A 21260-nucleotide genomic window follows, 5' to 3' on the forward strand; every position below is an offset into this window, starting at 1 on the left:
TGCTTTAGCTGCTATGGTTCTATGAGGTCTGCCTCCCTTCATTATTTTTTTCACAAAGTCATAAAAACCACTATACCTGACTCCGTATAATTAATCTATGCAATATCTATACCATAATAAGAATGATAAAATTCTAAAAATGTATTTGATTATCTGGCATAAATGGAAAATAATATAAATAATATCCTGAAAAATTAATAATAAGTTGTATTAGAAGTGCTTTTATCTATCGAGTCAGAGAGACATATTTCATAATTGAAAAAAGTTAGCAAAGCTTCATAAAATTTTATCACATTAAGATATATTGACTATGCTTGATTTAATACAGCTTCTAATTATGTACTTATAGTAAAAAACAATTTACTATAGTTGTAAATTTTCCATAAATGAAAAACTATTTCAAATTTGAAAACTTTCTTGATTATTTTCTTCACTGTAGTTAAATATTTCACTTTATGTTTGATTATCTATTTGATTTTGTCAGATCTTTATGGCATAATACAGGGTATCATAGGTTTTCAAGTAAAAGTATTGTATTTTTGTTATATTTAAACAATGTGCCCCTATGGGCTTTTATAAGTTCCATAGGGGTATTGATTTCGCCACTGCTGCTATATAACATCTCTATTATTATCATGCGGCCTTATAGTCTGCTCATTCTGTCTTTTCAGCTGAACCGCCTGAACTAAAATGTTTTTTAATAATCATTAAGCTTTCTATATAATGTGGTAATGCTCATATTAAGCTTCTTTGCTATTGTCCTTTTTCCTTCCGTTGTATCGCCATATAAGTCCAAAAGCCTTTTGAGTATTTTTTTCTCATAATCTCTTGTCATTTCATCCAAGCTTCTCAGGCTATTTATATCTATGGCTTCTACATCAACATATTCATATTTTGTTTCCGCCTTCGCAATATCGCTTAAGAAATATTCCGGCAGATCCTCCTCGCCGATCTCATCATCATTTGAAAAGTTAATGGCATATTCCAATACATTCTCCAACTCTCTCACATTGCCGGGCCAGCTATAGTTCAGGAATTTTTTCTCAATATCTTTGGATATATATTTTTGAGGCTTATTCATTTTATTGCATAGTTTCTTGATTATATATTCAGTGCATAAAAGTACATCTTCATCCCTTTCCTTCAGCGAAGGCAGAGATAGAGGTATAACGTTCAGTCTGTAATATAGGTCCTCTCTGAACTGGTTTTTCCTTACCAGTTCTTGCAGATTTTTATGAGTGGCAGATATTATCCTAACATTTATATCCGTGGGTGTGGTGCTGCCTATCCTGTCTATCTTTTTTTCCTGCAGGACTCTGAGCAGCTTTGCCTGAAGATGCAGTGGAAGGTCCGCAATTTCATCAAGAAACAATGTGCCGTTGTTTGCCTGCTCAAATTTTCCGATCTTACCTTTGGGGCTTGCTCCCGTAAAGGAGCCCTTCTCATAACCAAAAAGCTCCGACTCGATAAGGTTTTCGGGCAAGGTAGCACAGTTTATCGCTATAAAAGGTCCGTCCTTCCTGAAGCTTGCATTATGGATGGATCTGGCAAACAGCTCTTTCCCTGTACCGCTGGCACCATAGAGAAATATTGTGGAGTCGGATTTAGCAGCTATTTTGGCCTTATCTATCACGTCCTGCATAACCTGGCTGCATCCCACAATATTCTCAAAGGTTATTACATTATCATTGTTATAAGTCAAGGCTATGTTGATTATTTCATCTAAAGCATCAAAGTCTATAAGGGTTGATATGTTTTTCTGATCAAGTATAATATAATTTACCTTATATAGAACCTTTAATATCCTATTCTCAATTGTCCAGTTTCCTACCAATTCCTTGTTATTTGTGTCTTCAACCTTAAAGTTTTTTATTATATCGCTTATTTTTCTGTTGATGATTTTATTGGCTGAAAAATTGATATTGAGTATCCTTATGGCTTTGGAATTGATGTGAATTATTCTTTGTTCTTTGTTTAAAATAATTATGCATCTGTTTATGGAATTAATTACACCATTTATTTCAGCTATACCCATATTAAGCTTGTTTATCATTTTTATGCTTATTATTTCTTTTTCAATGCTCTCTGCAAAATGCTTCAGCATTTCCATATATTCTTCTTTTTTGCTGAGCATCAGCTGGTCTTGCACCGGGTTGAAGGAGGCAAAGCACACCACCCCTATATTTTCTTCTTCAACTTTAATGGGATAAATCATGCTTTTGCGCTCTTTGCATGTGTCGCCATAGCTGCAGGAACGACATACAGCATTATCTTTTTCATATATATTGAATTCAGGCTTGCCGTTTTTCAGTACCTTCGCAAACAGCGAATTTTCCGGACTGCTTTCGTTGATGCGGTGATAAAAATCTCCCGTGCCTGCAATTCTCAAAAGACTGCTGTCTACCACCGTGGTTTCAACATTCAGTATGGATGATAGAGACTCGGCCAAAGATTGAATTTTATCATCTATAAGCTTTAAATAGGACATACAAAACCTCCTCAACCCAAAGTAGTACTGCTGCTGCAGCGTTTATTACTTTGATTTAATGTGCATAAAAGGTATATATATAAGTATAAACCTTTTTGGGTATTTTGTCGAATTTTGACCGTATTATCCCGCCTATTTATTGAGCATTATATTGATTATTTCTATATCAGTGCCTTCCATGCCTTTTTTGCCTAATCTTCCGATGCTCTCGATAGTAGCTTCTACTCCATTTTTTACTAATCCTTCTCCGTCTTTAAAGGCATTGCCTTGTGAGCTGAGCTGATGTGCAAGAATTGCGGCATCTACAGCTGAAGCAATCTTTGCGGCACAGGAAGGTTTTGCTCCGTCGCACACCATACCGCCTACATTGGCTATTGTGTTTATAATTGTTCTGGAAATTTCTTCGTAGCCTCCCCCATGAAGATAAGTTATACCGGCGCCGCTTCCTGCCGCAGCACTCACAGCACCGCAATAAGCCGAAAGCTTTCCTATCAATTCTTTTTGATGAATGGCTGTAAGATTGCTCACTATCAATGCTCTGAAGAGCTTTTCTTCACTGACCTTAAGCTCCTTGGCATACTCAATGACCGGAATGGATGCAGTTATACCCTGGTTTCCGCTGCCTGAGTTAATGACAACAGGAAGAGAGCAGCCGCTCATTCTGGCATCGCTTCCCGCTGCAGCTTTAGCTTTAGCCCTTACCTTTATGTCATCGCCGTAATATCTTAAAAGCGTCTTGCCTACGCTGACACCATAATTGTTTTTTAAGCCTTCTTCTGAAATTGCCGTATTCATCCTAATCTGGTTTGCAAGCAGGTCCCGCAATTCTCCCAAATCTACAGTGTCTGCAAATTCTATAATTCCTCTTATGCTAAGAAGGGATCTATCTCCCGTTGGCACCGAATCGCTCTGAGCGCCTTCTTTATTTTCGTAAATGATTTTGCCGTTCTTAACTATTTTGATTATATTGGTATGGGAATCTTTGATGTAGACCTCTGCGGATTCGCCCTCTGAAAAAACCTTGGCCGCAATGTAAAGGTTTTCTACTCCTTGAAGGTGATATACAGAACAATAGTCTTCCTTCAGCAGCTTTCTTATCTCATCATGATCCTCGCTCTTAACGCTTTCTAATACCTGAAGCCCCTTGTCCGGGTCTCCTCCAACTACTCCTGCAACAGCAGCTGCTGCAATACCTATAAGACCGCCTGTATTCGGCACTACAACACCCTTTACATTCTTTACAATGTTTCCGCTGCATCCTATTTCCATTCTTTCAGGCTGCTTGCCCAAAACAGCCTTTGCCTTAGCTGCTGCATAGGCGATTGCTATAGGTTCCGTACAACCCAGAGCCTCTATTAATTCACTATTTAGTATCAAAATATAATTTTCATATGCTTCCTTTGTAAGCATTTTATCTCCACCTGCTTTCTTAACTAGATTGCTAACAATACTTGCTAAATTTATTACATAAAATTGAACGTAATTTATTGATGGGGATCTACATGAACCCTTACCTCATATACTTTATCCAATGCCTTATAAACATTATCCCTTGCTATATCGCCTATCTTATGAGCTTCATCAAGGCTTACGCCCTTATCTACGCATATGTCCAGATCTATTAAATAGAACGGGCCGCTCTGTCTCATTCGAATGCCATGAGCACTCTCAACTCCTGGTGTATTTAATACAGCTTCCTTTATCAGTCCTATCTTCTCCTTTTCGGGAGACTTGTCCATAATTTGATTTGTTGCATCGACAACTATATCGTAGCCCATCTTTAATATAAATAAGGCTACCAGTCCGCCGGCTATTGGGTCCATTATGGGATAGCCTAATATAGCTCCGCCTATTCCGATGAAGGTTGCTATGGAAGAGAAGGCATCAGACCTGTGGTCTAAGGCATTAGCAATAGTTGAGGGGCTATTTATTCTCTTGCCTACTTTATAAGTAACCCTATACATGGCTTCTTTTACAACTATTGAAATAACCGCTGCATATAAGGCAATTATGCCCGGGGCATGCAATGAGCCGCTGGATATTGAAGCATAAGCAGTCCTTAGTATTTGAATACCTGCAGCTATAAGCATCAAGCCTACGATTGCAGCCGATATGGCTTCTGCCTTTCCATGACCAAAGGGATGTTCCTCATCAGCAGGTTTCTTTGCAATTTTTAGGCTTATATACACCACAGCTGAGGCTATAATATCCGAAGCGGAGTGCATAGCGTCTGCTACCATAGCGCTGCTGCCTCCCACAATCCCTGCAAATGCTTTAAATGCTGTTAATACTAAATTACCAACAACTCCAATAATGGCCCATTTCTCAGCAGTTTTAAAATCCTCATCATGCTTCGAATTGCCCTCCAGATTCTTTTTTGTGTTCTCTCCAGCCTTTGCATTTTCTGGCAAATTCATATTTCTAATCCTCCTATACCACTAATATTCCTTATTTTCATCTGATGGCCAGCTATCCCGCTAAGGCCCTGGGGTATATTGTCTTTTTATATCCTATATAATTAATTGTATAGGACAGCAAGCTATCCTATACAATCAATAGATTCTCTAAATCCAGTGCCAGAATTTACCTGATGCTTTATCGAGCCGCTTTTTCAAGAAGCCTCTTTGCAACTTCAAATCTATCTTCATTGACATATAAAGGAACGCAGCATCCCGGTCCTAAGATAAGCCTCTTATCTTCAACCTGATCTAATGCATCCTTGAGATGAGCCAAGAGTTCTTCTTCATTGGCGTCATTAAGAACCTTAAACTCGTCTACACCGCCTATCAGGATTTTGTCCGTCTTGCTTCTGCCCTCTTTTAAGCTTAAATCTACTAGTCTGTCATGCCAGTTAACTGCTTGTACAGGATATTTTTCCATTATTTCAAACATAGGTGCAGCACCATGCATATGCATTATGTTGAACCAGGTATTGTCTTTAATAGCATCTAATATCTGCAAGTCATAAGGACGTCCGAATTCTTCGTATTCCTTGACGCTCATCTTGTCATAGGTTCCCAATTGGCTTGCGAAGAATAATCCGTCAGCCCCATTCTTAACCAACTCTTTGACGTAATTGACAGTGGTTTGTGTGATAACCTCCAGGCCTTTTTTAAATAGCTCAGGATGCTGCCTCATGTGAACGAACATCTTGTCTCCGCTCATCTTTACTGCAGTTGTCAAAGGATTAAATACCGTAACCACTACGGGAGCTTCACCCTTGAATCTCTTTACAATTTCTTTTGCAGCCAGAATGGAATCTGCCATCGAACCTTGATCCATAGGCAGCACATTTAAGTTCTTCCAGTCCTCGGCTTTTTTAATCGAGAAATCGGTTACTACACCAACCTTTGAACAGGTGTTAGGCCATTGGCAGTCTCTTTCAGGCCACTGAATTTTTGAGCCCCAATCCTGGATTGAATATAAACCTTGATAGGTAACCTTTACAAAATCCCAGTTGAATCTCTCTTGGAATTGTATGGTTTTCTTCACAAGCTCTTTCGGATCTTCATCATAAGGCGGAAAATGCTTCCAAAGGTTGATAGCAGGTGTGTCCAGCTTCTTGCCGGCTAATAAAGCTTCTATCCTCTCTATAGGTTTCATGTACAATTCCTCCATTTCATGCAAATACTTTATTTGCTAAATACTTATATTTTTTTAATATTCTGCTTGGCAGACTCCCTTGATTTCCTGCATGTCTAGTCCTCATCAGCTTCCGGTGCAACAACCACGGAAAGCCTTGTAATACGCATGCCATCCAGCTCTATAACCTTTATTGTCAGATTTTTATATCTGAAAGTATCTCCTGTATTCGGCAGTCCATTGAGCATTTCTATAGTCCAACCGCCTACCGTGCTATATTCGCTTTCGAAGTCACGGTCATCTATATCTACATATTCAAAAAAATCACGAATCGTTAAATCACCACTAACCTCATAGGTGTTTTCTCCGATGATGACAAATTCGTTGATTATTTCATCCGTCTCATCCCATATATCTCCTACCAGCTGCTCAAGCACATCCTCCATAGTTATGCATCCCATGGTTCCGCCGTATTCGTCAGTGACGATTGCCAGCTGGAGCCTGCGGCGCTTAAGCTCAGCAAAGATAGCAGGAAGCTTCATCGTCTTGTGGACAAAGCAAGCTTCAATGAGCATGGAGCGTATATTAACCGGCTCTTCGTCCACCAGTTTTTTCAAAAAGCGGCCAAGGTATAAAACGCCGATAATATTGTCTATAGTATCTTCGTAGACAGGAATCCTTGAATAGGGTGAGTTTAATGCAATATCTACTATGGTATCCATGTCATCGTCAATATCAATAGCAACCATGTCCGTCCTGGGTGTCAGTATTTCTTCCACCGATATATCCGAGAATTCCAAGGCCGATTGCAGCAGCTCGCTTCTATCCTTATCGATTATACCGTCATCCTCGACGATTTCAATGATAGAGACCAGTTCCTCTTCTGTTACCGACGGTTCCTTTTGTCCATCCTTTTCCCATATCTTTGAAATCAGGTTCACAATCCAGACTACAACGGCGATAACAGGCTTCATGATGACCATTAAAAAGCGCAGCGGATAGGATGCCAGCAGCACAAATTTATCGCATTGCTGTTTAGCTATGATTTTAGGAGTTATTTCTCCAAAGGTCAGTATTACGACTGTCATGATCAAAGTTGCAGCAATAGTCCCTGATTCTCCCATCAAGCCAATGGCTATTACTGTAGAGATAGAAGATGCGGCAATATTTACAAGGTTATTGCCGATCAGTATTGTCGATAAAGCATCTTCAAAATGCTCGGTAATGTATAAGGCAATCTTTGCACTGGATTTCCCAGCTTGGGATGCCTTTTTTAATCTTGCTTTGTTTACCGAGGCAAAAGCAATTTCCGACCCGGAAAAAAAAGCAGAAAGCATGATTAAAAGAACAATGCCTATATAGGGCCAACTGTCCATAATATAAAACCAACTCCTATTTCACATTGTAGTAAAGTAAATTGCATATGCATTTTCACTCCAGCAGCTTCAGAATCACCTTCGTAATCCTTCCGCTGTCACTATGCAAAACAGATACTTCAAGGTTTTTATCGCGAAAGCTATTCCCTTCACAGGGTTCACAATCAAAATGCTCCCGTGCCCATTGGCTTATTTTTTTTGCCCCGATTTCATTATCCCCGCATTGGAGTCCGATGCGTTCAAAGACTTCTGACACTGTGAGGTCACCGCTTATTTCATAGCGTTCTCCTCCCAGCTTGAGAAATTCATCATTTACGACATCGTCTTCATCCCATATCTCACCAACAAGCTCTTCCAAAATATCTTCTACAGTTACAAGCCCAAGAGTTTTACCGCTGTCATCGACGACAATGGACATGTGAAATTTTTTGCTGCTCATTCTTCTGAGCATATCATCGATGGGCTCTTTTCTCTTGATAAAATGAGGCTCTAAAAGCAGATCCTGAATCTCAAACACATCATGCTTGATGTAGAGCTTAAGAAATTTTCTAACTTGAAGGATGCCTATAATATTGTCTATAGTGCCCCGATAAACGGGTAGGCGGGAATATTTCTGAGTTTTTATTTTTTCCAGGATTTCTTCCTGTGTGGAATCTATATCCAATGCCACAATATCTTCCCTGGCGGTGAAAATATCACCGACTGTGATATCATCGAAATCCAATGCAGAATTAACCAAATCCTGCTTGCCTCTATCCAGTACGCCTTCTTCATCGGCGGTCTCGATAATATCGTAAAACTCCTCTTCGGTAATGGCTGGTTCCTGCCTTTCAGGAAAAAGCTTTGATATGCTCCGGCTTACCAATGTAAAAAAATTGGCAACCGGTGAGAATATTTTCATCAAAGCGCATAATGAACCTGATACAGCAAGAGCAAACTTCAGGTTGTTTGCTTTTCCATAGCTTTTGGGAATCATCTCGCTAATAAGAAACACTACAATAGTAGAAACAATAGTGGTATATTTAACTGATCTCATACCCCATAACTGAGTTGAAATCAAGGTTGCCAGCGATGCGAATCCAATATGTGTAATATTATTGCCTATGAGAATAGTGGTCAGTGCTCTATCGAAATTATTCGAAATATACATCGCTGTCTTTGCACGCTTATCCCCATTATCAGCATAATTTTTTAATCGGATCTTATTTAATGACGCATAAGCTATTTCTGAAGCGGCACAATACGCTGCACCAATAGTTAACAATACCAGAAGGATAATCTGTATCCAACTGTCATCGTCCATGAGGCTACCAACTCCTTCTTACAAGCAAATTATAATTCTCCGGTTCATCAGAAACTCCCGGTGTTATGCTGTCGTACCAAAAGCCGCCATCGGGAGTTTCCTTATGAGTCCTGGAAAAAATATATTAATTTAAATCAAATCTCTTATAGACCTTCAACAGCTGTTCTGGCTGCATAAAAATTAACCTGCGGCGTAGTAAGCTCAGCTACGCAGCCCGGGGTAACCATCAAGCCTGTACGGCCTGCTGCCAATACGGCTTCTCTGATATGGCTTCTAACTTCCTCAGGCTTTGCCTTTGACAGCCATTTTTCATTTATGCCGCCCAGGAAGCATTTATCGGATATTTTTCTAGCCTCCGACATGCTGGGGCTTACCCATCTGTCATGCCAGTTGATGCAATTGCACGGATAGCTTGCAACCTTTTCAAACATAGTGTTGTCCCCATGAATATGTGCAATATTAAAGTAGGTGATATCCTTATAGGCATTGATCACCTGAAGGTCATATTTTACACCGAATTCATCGTATTCAGCCTCAGTAACCCATTCTTTATTTGCACATTGAGTTGCGAAGAAGAATCCTGCTACGCCTGCCTCAATGTTGAGCTTAACAAAATTTATAGTGGTCTCAGTTATGGCAGCCAATGCCTGGTGCAAATATTCCGGATGAGACCTCATATCTTCAAATACACGAGGGCCGGCCAGTTTTTTAGCAGTAGTAAGCGGACTGAAAATAGTCTGTACATAGGGTATTTCTTCACCCTTGAGCTGTTTTTGAAGCTGCCTGGTCAGCATCAGCTGCTTGCCGTGAGATCCAAAATAGCCGGGCAATGGCTCAATCTCTGTCCATTCTTTTACATCATCAATTGCAAACTTTCTTTCTAAAACAGGCTGTGTCTCAGTGCAGAAGAAAGTGCAGCTTAGTCCATAGTCATGCGCACCATAATTGCCGAAAGGCATCATTTTAATGAAATCCAAGTCATAGCAGTGAGCTTGTTCAATTTGAACCTCGGCCAGCTGAACAGGATCCTGATCTACCTGAGGTATATGATACCAAATGCTAAAGGGTACCCTATCAACTTCCTGCTTATTTATTGCTGCAATAACCCTCTCTTTTTTTGTCATCTTATTCATATCTGTACTCCTTTCCACAGTTATAAAAATTTATATATTAGCAGCTGGCTGCCCCTTTATCTTTATCTTTTTTGATCAATCCCTTGATCTCTCCCCAGAAAGGTGAAATCAAGAAGATTAAATCTACAGCCAGCAAAGCAATCGCCAAAGGCGTAAAGGCTACCGAACTGAGGTTTCCACCGGTCAACAGCATACTCCTTCGAAAATGTATCTCGGTATTTTTGCCCAGTACAAATGCCAGTACAAAGGGTGCCATAGGTATATTGGCCTTGGTCATGTAGTAGCCGATGATACCGAAGAATATGATCAGGAAGTTATCAAAGGCCAGGTTCCTGTAAGTATAAGCACCCAGTATGCATAAGGAGCCTACTATCGGTATCAAAATATTTGTAGGCACTTTAGTTACTTTGGCATAAATAGGAGCTCCAAACAAGCCAATGAGCAAAATGAAGAACTGTGCGACTATCAAGCCAAAGAACAATCCATAAACTGTTTGAGGGTTTCTGTTAAACAATTGTGTTCCCGGGGCCAAACCGTGAATCAACAGGCCTCCTAAGAAAAGAGCGGAAGTTCCGTTGCCGGGAATTCCTAAAGTCAAAAGCGGTACCAAAGAGCCGCCAACCACAGCGTTGTTGGCCGCAGATACTGTTGCCAGGCCCTGATCATTTCCCTTACCGAAGGTCTCAGGATGGGGATCTCCTTTTCTTGCAAGGTTGTAGCTTATACCTGCTGCAACAGTCGTCCCCGCTCCAGGGATAATACCAACGATGGTCCCTATTATTGATGATCTTATATTGTTGAACAACATGGATAGATGATCCTTCATCGATAAGAAGGGACTACCCTTGATTGCAGATTTATCAATAGAAATAGTTTCAGTTTTGTCTCCCGCCAGCGCAAGCACCTGGGAAACAGCAAACATACCCAATACAACAGGCAATAAAGGCATTTCGTCATATATTGGTTTTATTCCGAAGTTCAATCGGCTTAAGCCTGTTATGCCGTCCATTCCTATCATGGTGCACAGAAAACCTAATGAAGCACTTATTAAGCCTTTGAGCATACCGCCTTTTACCAAGCCTAATATGATGATCAATCCCATAAGGGTTGTCAGGAACAATTCCCAGGGACCGAATTTTATTGCTATCTGGGCAAGGGGAGGCGCAATAAAGAGCAATGCAATAGAGCCTATCATTCCGCCTATGAATGCACTGAAGGTCGTAATACCTATAGCCCTTAAACCTTTGCCCTGCACCGTCATAGGATATCCGTCAAGGGTCATAAACAGAGAATCTGAAGTTCCGGGGGTATTTATCAATACCGCTGTAATATTTCCACCATAAGAGCCTGTTACATATATGGCGCCTAAAGTTATAAGCCCTGTTACCGGCTCAAGGTTAAATGTCAAAGGTAAGAATATGGCTATCCCTGTATCAGCAGACATTCCAGGCAGCGCACCCAGGATGGAACCGATAAGAGCGCCTATGGTCAGCCACAATAAATTTGTCAGGGTACATGCTTCCAAAGCATATTGAAAAAAATCCATACGTTACACTCCTCGTTAAAGAAAATTATCCTAGAAACATGGGAAGCAGCAAACCTTCCGGTATCTCCATGCCCAAGAGCAGATCAAAGAATAAAAATACTCCCAAAGACATAAGCACAGAAATAGTAAGCATGAGCTTCTTATTTTTCTGTCCCAATACCCGCATAGTAAGATAGAGATAAAAGGGTGTAGCCAAGTAAAAACCAACAACTTCTATGGCTGCAACATATACAACAAGGAATACTGCCATAAGCAAAGCCATTTTGCCGCCGGCAAAGCTGATTTCTTCTTGTTTGCCCCATTTAAAATAAGTTTTCAGCAGTAGGATTGTTGCCAGTACTATTGCAAAAATACTTATCATTACAGGAAAGAGTCTTGAGCCCGGGTCCTTTATTTTAGGAGTCCACATTAAAAATGCAAAAGCCCATATATAGATCAGTACAACCGATAAATAATTAAAATTAAAGGATTTTTTTGTAGTTTTATTATCCATTAGCGCACCACCTGCACATTTACTTATTTATGATCCGAGGGGCGTTAGCCACCCCTTGAATCATATTGATTTGTTAAATTAATTTAATGCTTATGCTATTAGTTCCAGGGATCTTCTTCATAAAGTTTCTTATAGGTGTCGGCTATAGAAGTAAACATGGACTGTAGTTCAGTACCAGTCAAAGTATCAACAGGGATCTTCATTTCAGCAGCTTTTGCTTTTACTTCAGGATCATTTGCAGCAGCTATGAAGCAGTTTTCAAGATATTGTCTTATAGGCTCAGGGATACCTGCAGGTCCGCCGATTCCTCTCATGTTAAGCTGTGTAACATCATAACCTGCTTCTTTATATGTGGGTACATCCGGCAGGAATGGCGAACGTTCTTCATCACCTGTAGCAAGTATTTCAACCTGTTTTTCTTCGATAAAAGTAGTAGCATCGGAGATATTGAGGCAGAATGCATCCAAGTGTTTTCCTATAACTGCGGCAAATATTTCAGCTTCACCGTCGAAAGCAACCATGTTGAATTTAGCACCTGAAGCTTTCTCTATAAGCTTTACAGTCAAGCCTTCTTGTCCGATTGTAGATGTAACACCGATAGTTACTTTGCCGGGATTTGCTTTAGCAGCTTCAACCAAATCTTTTAATGATTTGTATTGAGAGCCAGTTGCAACACCTATAGCACCGGGGTCAGACATAGTATTGATGATATAGCTTATCTTGTCGGCACCGTAGGATACGTCTTCTGAAACAGCGGATATCAACATAGCGCTGGGAGCGAATCCAAGTGTATATCCATCGGGCTTGGCCTGAGCAAATGCATTCCATCCGATTCTTCCGCTGGCTCCTTCTTTATAAGTAACTACGAAGCCATGTTTCCAGCCTTCTGTCTTCTGAATCTTATCGGCTAAAATTCTGAAATAAGCATCCATTGGTGATCCGGGGCCAAAAGCATAAATCCATTGGATTTCCTTGTTGGGGAAGTCTTTCGGCACACCTTCAGGTCTTAGGCCGGAGGCAGGTGCTGCTATCTCGTTAGATGTTTCGGCCGGCTCCTTGCTGGCAGGTGAGCCGCAGCCAACAGCAGCGAAACACATTAAAGCGACGAGTAATAAAGCAATGATAGACTTACTTTTTTTGTTTAACATTCTTCTTCCTCCTCAATCATTTTGTATTTTTTATTGAGTAACAAATACGATTTTTATATAATGCAATATCCATGCCACGATAAAAAGATTGTGAAGCTCTGTATTGTTTAATAAATAACAAAAATAAGAGCCATATCTGGATAGCCCTTCCAAAATTTGTGGTTGTTAAATGATTAAATCTTTATTAAACTTAGTAGTAGAACATACAAATTGCAAATATGAAAAACATTTAACGTCATATATGTTATATATCCCCACTTGCTTTCCTTGATCTATAGCTCATAAGATTAGATGATCCATATGTTATACCTTTAGTAAAAGCACATTGATTTTAGTTAAATTTTCATTTATGATAATACTTTTTTCAAATATGAAAATTTTCGAGTAGAAATGCATAATTTATCGACTTGTATAAGATCCGGAATCAATTATAGATATTTTATATGCACTTGTGCCAATGTATAGATGCAACATATAATCTGTTATGCCAATTGCTTCTGCTTGCTGATGACGCAAGGCTTAGAGCTTTCGCAAAGTAAACCTTCATCAAAATAGCACAACCGGTTGATTCATATGCTTTTTATGGCTTGCCATTTGATGTCAGCAAATAGGCATATATTATTTTTTTCAGCTATTAATAATGAAGAAAAATAATACGGCCTTTGATTTGGCACAATAATTGCAATTAGAAGTCATGTATAGATAATTGTCATGTCAATAATTGATTGAAAGGAGTTTTATGCTTGAGCAGAGAGGATATTTTAAATATTTTAAAGCAGCAAGTGAAGCCTGCTCTAGGCTGTACTGAGCCGGTTGCGGTCGCTTTGGCAGTGTCAACAGCCTATAAAGAAATAAAGGGGAATATTGAAGCGATCGATGTCAAACTCAGCCCTAATATATACAAAAATGGTATGAGGGTAGGCATACCGGGCACAAGGGAAAAGGGTATTGTTTTCGCTGTAGCCTTATCTGTTATATGTGCGGACCCGAAGTTAGGACTGGAGCTTTTCAAAAATGTTAACGATTGCTGCATAGATGAGGCCAGAAGCTTGGTGGGCAAGAATAAAATAGGCCTTGAAGTTGCTGATAACCAGGGCAATTTCTTTATAGAAGCAAAGATCAAGACCGATAAAGGCGAGGCCTGCTGTATTGTTAAGGACAGCCATACGAATGTTGTTTATTTAGAGGCTAACGATAAAATAATCTATAATGCAGAGGATAAAAAATGCTCTTTTAATGAAGGCTTCAACGGCAACAAAGCTTCCTTAATAAATGTAAGCGTTAGAGAGATCATGGATTTTGTAGAAGGCTCTTCATTTGAGGATATCAAGTTTTTATTAGAGGGCGTAGAGCTGAATATCAACATGGCCAATAAAGGCTTAGAAGGTAAAATAGGACTTGGCGCAGGAATGAGCCAGTTGCTGCAAAAGGGAATATTGCGGGATGATATTGTAAATCAGGTAAGAATATTGACATCGGCCGCATGCGATGCAAGAATGGCCGGTATTAATTTGCCCGTAATGAGCAGCGCGGGCAGCGGCAATCATGGAATTACGGCAATAATACCTCCTACGGTGGTCTGCAGGTATTTGGGCTATGATGACGAGAAGCTTGCCAGAGCATTGGTACTAAGCCATTTAGTAACTGCCTATATAAAAGAATATACAGGTAAGCTATCTCCCGTATGCGGTTGCAGTGTAGCAGCCGGAATCGGAGCATCTGCTTCTATCGCATGGCTCCTGGGCGGAGGTTATGATCAGGTAGTAGGCGCTATAAATAATATGGTAGGTGCCATATCGGGAATGGTATGCGACGGGGCAAAGGGCGGCTGTGCATATAAGCTGTCTACTGCGGCAAGCGAAGCTGTTATTCAGGCATATCTTGCCGTCAATGGTGTAGTAATATCTAAGCTTGATGGCATTGTCGGAGATGATGTGGAAGATACTATTAAAAACCTGGGTGTATTGTCCAGCGAGGGAATGAAGGATATGGACGGTGCGATCTTAAAAATTATGACTAATAAAGTAGTTTAATCATTATGTAAATATTTTATGGTGCTCCTGAGCTATGATTTGCTGTCATATCAGGAGCACCATTTTCTTTCTCAGGGATCCAGGACTATATTAAATTGTTTGACATACTTACCTGCAATATAATATGATTTAACATAGGTAAAATAGTCTTACAGGAGTTGATCATCGTGGATACTTCTATAAAAAAGGATACAAAGACCATAGGTTCTGTCATAAAAGCTGTCGAAGTTATGGAAGAACTGGCGAAGTCCGAAGAAGGGCTCGGTGTTACCGAAATAAGCAGCAGGCTCAATTATGGCGTAAGCGCAACCTATCACCTTCTCAATACTTTGAAGCAATGCAATATTATAGAGCAGGATAAAAAGACAAAAAAATATAGGATAGGCTTTGCGTTATTCCGGATAAGCGGCATGGCGAAAAGGCAAAATGTGCTGGCAAACCTGGCTCAGCCATACTTGGATAAGCTTAGGGAAGTAGTGGGTGAAACCAGTAACCTTGTGATTTTAGACGGCAGCGAAATTGTTTATATAGCTCAATCTGAAAGCACTAAGCTCCTTAAAATGTTCACTCAATTAGGGGCAAAAGTTCCTCTATACTGTACTGGCGGAGGAAAGATTCTGCTGGCTTATCAGCCTAAGAGAATACAGGATCTGATTTTGAGTAAAAGCAATTTTCAAAGATATACACAAAATACCCTGGCTTCTGCAGAGGATTTGATGGAAGAGCTTGAGATCATAAAAAAGCAGGGCTATGCCCTGGACAATGAAGAGAGAGAAGAAGGGGTAACCTGCATAGCTGCTCCTGTTTTTGACTGCTATGGTGAGGCTATTGCTTCCATCAGCATTTCCGGACCTACTTACAGGCTTAAGGAAAAACAAACCTCCGTCATAATAAAAAATGTGATGGATATTGCAAAAGAGCTGTCCATCAGCTTAGGATATATGGGAGAATAGCTTCCAGTCTTTGGTCGCTAGTCTCTAGTTTTAGGGTATTTCTTTGGAATCAAGGGATGAGCATAAAGCTCATCCCCATTTTCATGACTCAACAAGGAAAAATAGGCTTAGATCTAATTGTGCCTATTGAGGATAAGCTGAACCATCGTCGCAATTCCATATGGAATTGCATCATCATTGAAATCAAATTCACTGTTATGCAGAGCAATCGGCTCAATTTCTTCTCCAGTACCGATTCCAAGCCTATAGAATACACCCTTGCCAACAGCATCAATATAATAAGAAAAGTCTTCCGAGCCCATAACAGGCCCGTCGAGTTCACGAATGCTTTCATTTCCCAAAACATCCGCGCTTGCTTTAATAACTTGATCTACTAATTCCGGATCATTGATTAACGATGGCACTCCCCTATTATATTCTATTTCAGCTTGGCATCCGAACATCTGTGCCGCACCTTTAACTACACGTTTAATCTTAGTCTCAAGCTCATCTCTAACTACAGGATCAAGGCAGCGAACCGTACCCCCAAATTCAACCAAATCAGGTATTACATTAAAAGCCGTTCCTGCATGTATGGTACATACTGTTACTACTGCCTGTTTTGCGGTTACTATTTCATTGGAAACAATATTAGGAATAGCATTAATTGCATTCGATGCTGCCATTATAGGATTAACGGCTTTATAAGGGCGTGCTCCGTGTCCGCTTTTACCTATCATCTTGACAAGAAATTTATCTGCTGATGCCATATATTGGCCTGACCAAGCTCCAACTTCACCAACCTTAAAATAAGGCCATCCGTGTAAACATACGATTGCATCAACATCCGGATTTTTTAAAGCTCCGGAATTGATAATAATCATTGAGCCTCCCAAACCTTCTTCAGCAGGCTGAAATACTAGTTTCACCATCCCAGAAAACTTATCTTTCATCTCATTGAGCAGCTTTGCGACACCTAATAGTATGGCAACATGTCCATCATGTCCGCAGGCATGTGCAACTCCGGGATTTTTTGACGCATAGGGCTTGCCAGATAAATCCTCCATCTGCAAAGCATCTATATCAGCGCGTAAAGCAGTAACTGTTCCATGACCATTTTTTGTGCCCTCTATTATTGCTACAACACCGGTAGGAATATCTAATGGCAAGATGTCTATACCCATGTTATTAAGCTCTTTTTTTATAAATTTCGTCGTTTCAAACTCTTTGAATGATATTTCCGGATTTTGATGTATCTTGTGACGTATGCTTGTATAGTATTCTTTTAAAGATTCTGCTTTTTTTAATAAATCTGTCATATTCTTACCTCTCTATCTAAATAAATTTTCTTTTATCTTTGAATAGTTTTGAACTTCACAGCATTTAAAAAATTATAAAATTGTCTTTATATACTGACTTGAAATTCATATCTGATCTCTTAATTGTTCAATATCAATCTCATAAAAGAAAACTCTTTCCCCTTTGTTAACAACTATACAGGGTATGCCCACTCGGCCACTTTCTCTTATATCATCAAATTCCGGTCGACTATCCCGATATTTAAGAAAAGCTTTCAGGTTAGAAAGGCTCTCTGATATATCTAAATAAACAAACTTAATTTCGTTTTTTGAAAGGAACTCTTTCATAGGTTCACATCCGCCTCAGTATTTGCTCCCAAATAATATAATTTCCCCCATATTTTCACCTCTGCTCCACATAAGATATCAACTGCGTGAATTCTACTATTCTTCATCTTCCGGAATAGCCAATCCCAATTTTCCCAGTTGTTCTGGTAATCCTAACTGTTCAAATAGTGTTATTCCTTGTTTCATTTTTTTGGAAATTGCATTCTCCTTTTTCTTATTGCTTTTGCATAATTCCAAAACTTCTTCTGCTTTTTCCAAAGGTATTACTACCACACCATCGTCATCGCCTATAATAATATCCCCTGGTAAAACCACAACCCCACCACATGAAATCCGTATATTAACAGATCCCCCAGCAGATTTAAAGCCTCCTAATGGACTTATACTCTTACTGTAAATTGGTAACCCTGATTTAATAAGTTCTTCTATATCCCGTACCGCCCCATCTGTAACAACGCCATTAAGCCCCTTTATACATGCCATCTGCGTCATAAGATCTCCCCATAAACCGGCATTTGTTATTTCTCCGGCATCTACTACAAGCACATCGCCTTTCTGGGCCATTTCCAAAGCGACATGAAGCATAAGATTATCGGAACGGTATGTCTGGACCGTAACAGCCCTGCCCTTCATTTTCCTTCCATAGGCAATCGGCTTTATATATGGTTTCATTGCACCATATCTTCCCATCGAATCTGCAATCAAAGCAACACCAAATTTTGAGAATTCGTTGATCAACTCTTGACTGGCTTTTCTATTAGATTTATTAATCATATACATATCCGTAACCTCACATTAAATTTTCATTTCGGAATTTTCCATTCGCTTTACAAACTCACAGCCGACTTCAACCATGCGCTCAAATATCTTTTTGCCTATTTCTGCGTTGCCATAACGCGGGTCAGCGAGGCATCCCTGATTTGTAGCATCTTTAATATTGAAATAAATGCTTGCTTCCATTCCAGCAATATTTGTCTTACCTATGTTTGCGAGTTCAAAGTCCTGCCATTTATATACTCTATCCATTTCATCCACCAAGTCCATTCTGATGTCATCAGGACGCAAATATTTCATTACGGAAGTAACGGGCTCTCCGCCATGTCCCATACACCTACTTGCATTCTCACCATAAAGTTCCTCTTTCATTTGAGGTGATAACACTTGCCACAAGTCAAACTTGCCTATCATAATTCCCTTTTCTCGCCTTAAATCACGACCAAACATCTCAATAATAGGCATATTACCTCCATGCCCATTGACAATAAGAAACTTTTTTGCACCATGCTCCATAAGACATTCAAAGATATCTTCAATAACTCTATACATTGTCCTTGGAGAAAATGAGATCGTTCCGGGATAATCCCTAAAATATTCGGAGTATCCAAAGGGTATAATAGGAACCATTATAGCTCCTGATCTTTTAGCAGTTTCTTTTGCTGCTTCCTCTGCGGCCATATAATCTCCTAAAACAGACTGAGGTCCATGCTCTTCCATTGATCCTAGCGGTATTAAGAAAACCTTGTCTTGTTTAAAGATATACTCTGCTTCTTTCCATGTCATTTTTGCTAATTCATACTTTGTTATATTCATTTCTAAAACTCCTATCTTTCGCAATATTATTTATGCAATATGCAAGAAACATAATGTCCTTGCGATACTTCAACCAATCCCAGACCATCATTTTTACATTCTGCCGTCACATGGAAGCACCGGCTTGCAAACCTGCATCCGGGCTTCGGATTGATAGGACTGGTGACTTCTCCCTTGATTATTTTTCTTAGTTTATCTCTTTCTTTTAAGCTTGCTATGGGTATTGCATCCAGCAAAGCTTGGGTATATGGATGCAGCGGATTAGCAAATAGCTCTTCCGATGGTGCTTTTTCAACACACTGTCCTAAATACATAACCATTATTTCATCACTTATATGTTTTACGACACTTAGATCGTGTGTAATGAACATATACGTCAAGCCATGGTCTTCCTGCAAATCCATCATTAAATTTAATATTTGTGCTTGTATAGATACATCTAAAGCAGAAACCGGTTCGTCGCACACAATAAATTCGGGGTTTAATGCAAGTGCCCTTGCTATTCCAATCCTTTGGCGCCTTCCTCCATCCATTTCATGGGGATAGGTATTTATAAACCGGTAGTCTAATCCAACTATTTTCATTAAATCAAATACACGCTGGTTAAGTTCCTCTTTATCTTTAATTATTTTGCAGACTTTTATAGGTTCAGCTATTATCTCACTTACAGTCATTCTTGGATTCAATGAAGCATATGGATCTTGAAATATTATCTGCATTTTTTGGCGAATATTGTTCATTTGTTTCTGGTTTAAATGTATAATATCATTTCCGTTATATATGACTTCACCGAATGTGGGCTCCAGCAATCTCAGAATAACACGTCCTAAAGTAGACTTTCCGCATCCTGACTCTCCCACTACACCAAGTGTCTTTCCTTTATTAATATCAATATTCACATTATCGACAGCATGCAAATCACCTTTTTGTGTTCTAAAATATTTCTTTAGATTTTTTGTTTGAATAAGAGGCATATTCATATTTTGTATCCTTCCTTTTGTTTGCTACTGATTGGAATTCTGTACAAAATGGCACTTAATGACATGTGAGCCAAATGAGAAAGGCTCTGGCTTTTTCGTCCTGCAAATATCCATACATTTAGGACATCTAGGATGAAATGTACATCCAGCAGGAAGATTTATGGGATCAGGCATTAACCCATCAATCGGATTCAATCGCTTTGTAGACCTTGTTAAGTCAGGTATTGAACCAAATAACCCTTCTGTGTATGGATGATGATTAACACCTTCAAAAATATCTTCGATTATTCCGTTTTCTACGATTTCACCCGCATACATAATTGCGACCTTGTCACAGTTTTGGGCAACAACCCCCAAATCATGAGTTATAAGTATCATTGAAGTATTTAATTTGCTTTTAAGCTCACGCATCATCTGTAAAACTTGAGCTTGAATAGTAACATCTAAAGCTGTGGTAGGCTCATCTGCCAATAATAGCTTCGGCTCACATGCCAACGCGATTGCAATTACTACTCTCTGCTTCATCCCGCCTGAAAACTGATGTGGATAATCATTTTGCCTTTCAGTGGAAATACCTACAAGCCTTAATATTTCGTCGACCCTGTTTTTAATGTTTGCTTTATTATCATTACTGTGCAATTGCAATACTTCTGCAATTTGACTGCCAATAGTCATTGTTGGATTCAAACTGGTCATCGGGTCCTGAAAAATCATTGAAACCGTATTCCCTCTTATGAGCCTCATATCAGCTTCAGTTTTTTTTGTTATCTCCATTCCATCCAGGTATATTGAACCTCTAGTAATTCTCCCTACCTTATCAGGCAACAGTCTCATAATGCTTAAAGCTGTTGTTGTTTTACCAGCTCCGGTTTCTCCAACAACTCCCAATGTTTCACCTTTATTTAAAGCTAAATTGAGGCCGTTAACTGCATAAATCAAAGCCTCATCAGTTTTATATGTGACATTCAAATCTTTTATTTCCAACAATTTATCCATAACTTTTCTCCAAT

At 39.5% G+C, this 21260-nt stretch carries 18 protein-coding genes; 2 read left to right on the top strand and 16 right to left on the bottom strand.

Annotation, left to right across the window (positions count from 1 at the left end; translation table 11 throughout):
* Nucleotides 1-697: 697 nt before the first annotated feature.
* The 10 genes from AC4HCY_RS00490 to AC4HCY_RS00535 form a co-directional block, all read right to left on the bottom strand.
* Nucleotides 698-2488, bottom strand: a complete 1791-nt coding sequence (locus tag AC4HCY_RS00490) for a sigma-54-dependent Fis family transcriptional regulator (protein ID WP_491095150.1) — start codon at nt 2486-2488, stop codon at nt 698-700.
* 132 nt (nt 2489-2620) lie between these two features.
* A complete protein-coding gene (locus AC4HCY_RS00495) occupies nt 2621-3898 on the bottom strand; it encodes an L-cysteine desulfidase family protein (RefSeq protein ID WP_491095151.1) in 1278 nt (425 codons plus the stop codon).
* Nucleotides 3899-3972: 74 nt separating this feature from the next.
* Nucleotides 3973-4905 carry a cation diffusion facilitator family transporter gene (locus AC4HCY_RS00500; RefSeq protein ID WP_323433431.1) on the bottom strand — a complete coding sequence of 311 codons (933 nt, stop codon included), beginning with the start codon at nt 4903-4905 and terminating at the stop codon, nt 3973-3975.
* A gap of 178 nt (nt 4906-5083) precedes the next feature.
* Nucleotides 5084-6091 carry a uroporphyrinogen decarboxylase family protein gene (locus AC4HCY_RS00505; protein ID WP_491095152.1) on the bottom strand — a complete coding sequence of 336 codons (1008 nt, stop codon included), beginning with the start codon at nt 6089-6091 and terminating at the stop codon, nt 5084-5086.
* 95 nt (nt 6092-6186) lie between these two features.
* Nucleotides 6187-7446: a hemolysin family protein gene (locus AC4HCY_RS00510; RefSeq protein WP_491095153.1), complete on the bottom strand. Its 1260-nt coding sequence runs from the start codon at nt 7444-7446 to the stop codon at nt 6187-6189.
* A 55-nt stretch (nt 7447-7501) separates the two neighbouring features.
* Complete coding sequence (locus AC4HCY_RS00515) at nt 7502-8749, bottom strand: hemolysin family protein (RefSeq protein ID WP_323432605.1); 1248 nt, start codon at nt 8747-8749, stop codon at nt 7502-7504.
* Nucleotides 8750-8892: 143 nt separating this feature from the next.
* A complete protein-coding gene (locus AC4HCY_RS00520; protein ID WP_491095154.1) occupies nt 8893-9882 on the bottom strand; it encodes a uroporphyrinogen decarboxylase family protein in 990 nt (329 codons plus the stop codon).
* A gap of 37 nt (nt 9883-9919) precedes the next feature.
* Complete coding sequence (locus AC4HCY_RS00525) at nt 9920-11428, bottom strand: tripartite tricarboxylate transporter permease (protein WP_491095155.1); 1509 nt, start codon at nt 11426-11428, stop codon at nt 9920-9922.
* A 25-nt stretch (nt 11429-11453) separates the two neighbouring features.
* Nucleotides 11454-11921 (bottom strand): tripartite tricarboxylate transporter TctB family protein, encoded by a 468-nt coding sequence (locus AC4HCY_RS00530; protein WP_491095156.1) that lies wholly within the window; start codon nt 11919-11921, stop codon nt 11454-11456.
* A 98-nt stretch (nt 11922-12019) separates the two neighbouring features.
* On the bottom strand, nt 12020-13069 hold the full coding sequence (locus AC4HCY_RS00535; RefSeq protein WP_491095157.1) for a Bug family tripartite tricarboxylate transporter substrate binding protein: 1050 nt from the start codon (nt 13067-13069) through the stop codon (nt 12020-12022).
* A 743-nt stretch (nt 13070-13812) separates the two neighbouring features.
* Here AC4HCY_RS00535 and AC4HCY_RS00540 point away from each other — a divergent pair.
* Nucleotides 13813-15102, top strand: a complete 1290-nt coding sequence (locus AC4HCY_RS00540; protein WP_491095158.1) for an L-cysteine desulfidase family protein — start codon at nt 13813-13815, stop codon at nt 15100-15102.
* A 167-nt stretch (nt 15103-15269) separates the two neighbouring features.
* The gene (locus AC4HCY_RS00545; RefSeq protein WP_323432611.1) at nt 15270-16055 is read left to right on the top strand and encodes an IclR family transcriptional regulator; all 786 of its coding nucleotides are present in this window, start codon (nt 15270-15272) and stop codon (nt 16053-16055) included.
* A gap of 113 nt (nt 16056-16168) precedes the next feature.
* Here AC4HCY_RS00545 and AC4HCY_RS00550 read toward each other — a convergent pair whose 3' ends face one another.
* From AC4HCY_RS00550 to AC4HCY_RS00575, 6 genes are all read right to left on the bottom strand, one after another.
* Nucleotides 16169-17353 (bottom strand): M20 metallopeptidase family protein, encoded by a 1185-nt coding sequence (locus AC4HCY_RS00550; RefSeq protein WP_323432612.1) that lies wholly within the window; start codon nt 17351-17353, stop codon nt 16169-16171.
* Nucleotides 17354-17458: 105 nt separating this feature from the next.
* A complete protein-coding gene (locus tag AC4HCY_RS00555) occupies nt 17459-17680 on the bottom strand; it encodes a glutaredoxin domain-containing protein (protein WP_491095159.1) in 222 nt (73 codons plus the stop codon).
* 96 nt (nt 17681-17776) lie between these two features.
* On the bottom strand, nt 17777-18460 hold the full coding sequence (locus AC4HCY_RS00560) for a 4-carboxy-4-hydroxy-2-oxoadipate aldolase/oxaloacetate decarboxylase (RefSeq protein WP_323432614.1): 684 nt from the start codon (nt 18458-18460) through the stop codon (nt 17777-17779).
* 15 nt (nt 18461-18475) lie between these two features.
* On the bottom strand, nt 18476-19270 hold the full coding sequence (locus AC4HCY_RS00565) for a creatininase family protein (protein WP_323432615.1): 795 nt from the start codon (nt 19268-19270) through the stop codon (nt 18476-18478).
* A 26-nt stretch (nt 19271-19296) separates the two neighbouring features.
* Nucleotides 19297-20250, bottom strand: a complete 954-nt coding sequence (locus tag AC4HCY_RS00570; protein ID WP_323432616.1) for an ABC transporter ATP-binding protein — start codon at nt 20248-20250, stop codon at nt 19297-19299.
* A 24-nt stretch (nt 20251-20274) separates the two neighbouring features.
* A complete protein-coding gene (locus AC4HCY_RS00575; protein WP_323432617.1) occupies nt 20275-21246 on the bottom strand; it encodes an ABC transporter ATP-binding protein in 972 nt (323 codons plus the stop codon).
* Between the last annotated feature and the right edge of the window lie 14 nt (nt 21247-21260).

It is taken from the genome of Lutispora sp. QWL-02 (assembly GCF_058315355.1).

Bases quoted from the DNA above. Each gene is read 5' to 3' on its own strand.
- AC4HCY_RS00490 (WP_491095150.1), bottom strand. From the start codon at position 2,488: ATGTCCTATTTAAAGCTTATAGATGATAAAATTCAATCTTTGGCCGAG.
- AC4HCY_RS00495 (WP_491095151.1), bottom strand. From the start codon at position 3,898: ATGCTTACAAAGGAAGCATATGAAAATTATATTTTGATACTAAATAGT.
- AC4HCY_RS00500 (WP_323433431.1), bottom strand. From the start codon at position 4,905: ATGAATTTGCCAGAAAATGCAAAGGCTGGAGAGAACACAAAAAAGAAT.
- AC4HCY_RS00505 (WP_491095152.1), bottom strand. From the start codon at position 6,091: ATGAAACCTATAGAGAGGATAGAAGCTTTATTAGCCGGCAAGAAGCTG.
- AC4HCY_RS00510 (WP_491095153.1), bottom strand. From the start codon at position 7,446: ATGGACAGTTGGCCCTATATAGGCATTGTTCTTTTAATCATGCTTTCT.
- AC4HCY_RS00515 (WP_323432605.1), bottom strand. From the start codon at position 8,749: ATGGACGATGACAGTTGGATACAGATTATCCTTCTGGTATTGTTAACT.
- AC4HCY_RS00520 (WP_491095154.1), bottom strand. From the start codon at position 9,882: ATGAATAAGATGACAAAAAAAGAGAGGGTTATTGCAGCAATAAATAAG.
- AC4HCY_RS00525 (WP_491095155.1), bottom strand. From the start codon at position 11,428: ATGGATTTTTTTCAATATGCTTTGGAAGCATGTACCCTGACAAATTTA.
- AC4HCY_RS00530 (WP_491095156.1), bottom strand. From the start codon at position 11,921: ATGGATAATAAAACTACAAAAAAATCCTTTAATTTTAATTATTTATCG.
- AC4HCY_RS00535 (WP_491095157.1), bottom strand. From the start codon at position 13,069: ATGTTAAACAAAAAAAGTAAGTCTATCATTGCTTTATTACTCGTCGCT.
- AC4HCY_RS00550 (WP_323432612.1), bottom strand. From the start codon at position 17,353: ATGACAGATTTATTAAAAAAAGCAGAATCTTTAAAAGAATACTATACA.
- AC4HCY_RS00555 (WP_491095159.1), bottom strand. From the start codon at position 17,680: ATGAAAGAGTTCCTTTCAAAAAACGAAATTAAGTTTGTTTATTTAGAT.
- AC4HCY_RS00560 (WP_323432614.1), bottom strand. From the start codon at position 18,460: ATGTATATGATTAATAAATCTAATAGAAAAGCCAGTCAAGAGTTGATC.
- AC4HCY_RS00565 (WP_323432615.1), bottom strand. From the start codon at position 19,270: ATGAATATAACAAAGTATGAATTAGCAAAAATGACATGGAAAGAAGCA.
- AC4HCY_RS00570 (WP_323432616.1), bottom strand. From the start codon at position 20,250: ATGAATATGCCTCTTATTCAAACAAAAAATCTAAAGAAATATTTTAGA.
- AC4HCY_RS00575 (WP_323432617.1), bottom strand. From the start codon at position 21,246: ATGGATAAATTGTTGGAAATAAAAGATTTGAATGTCACATATAAAACT.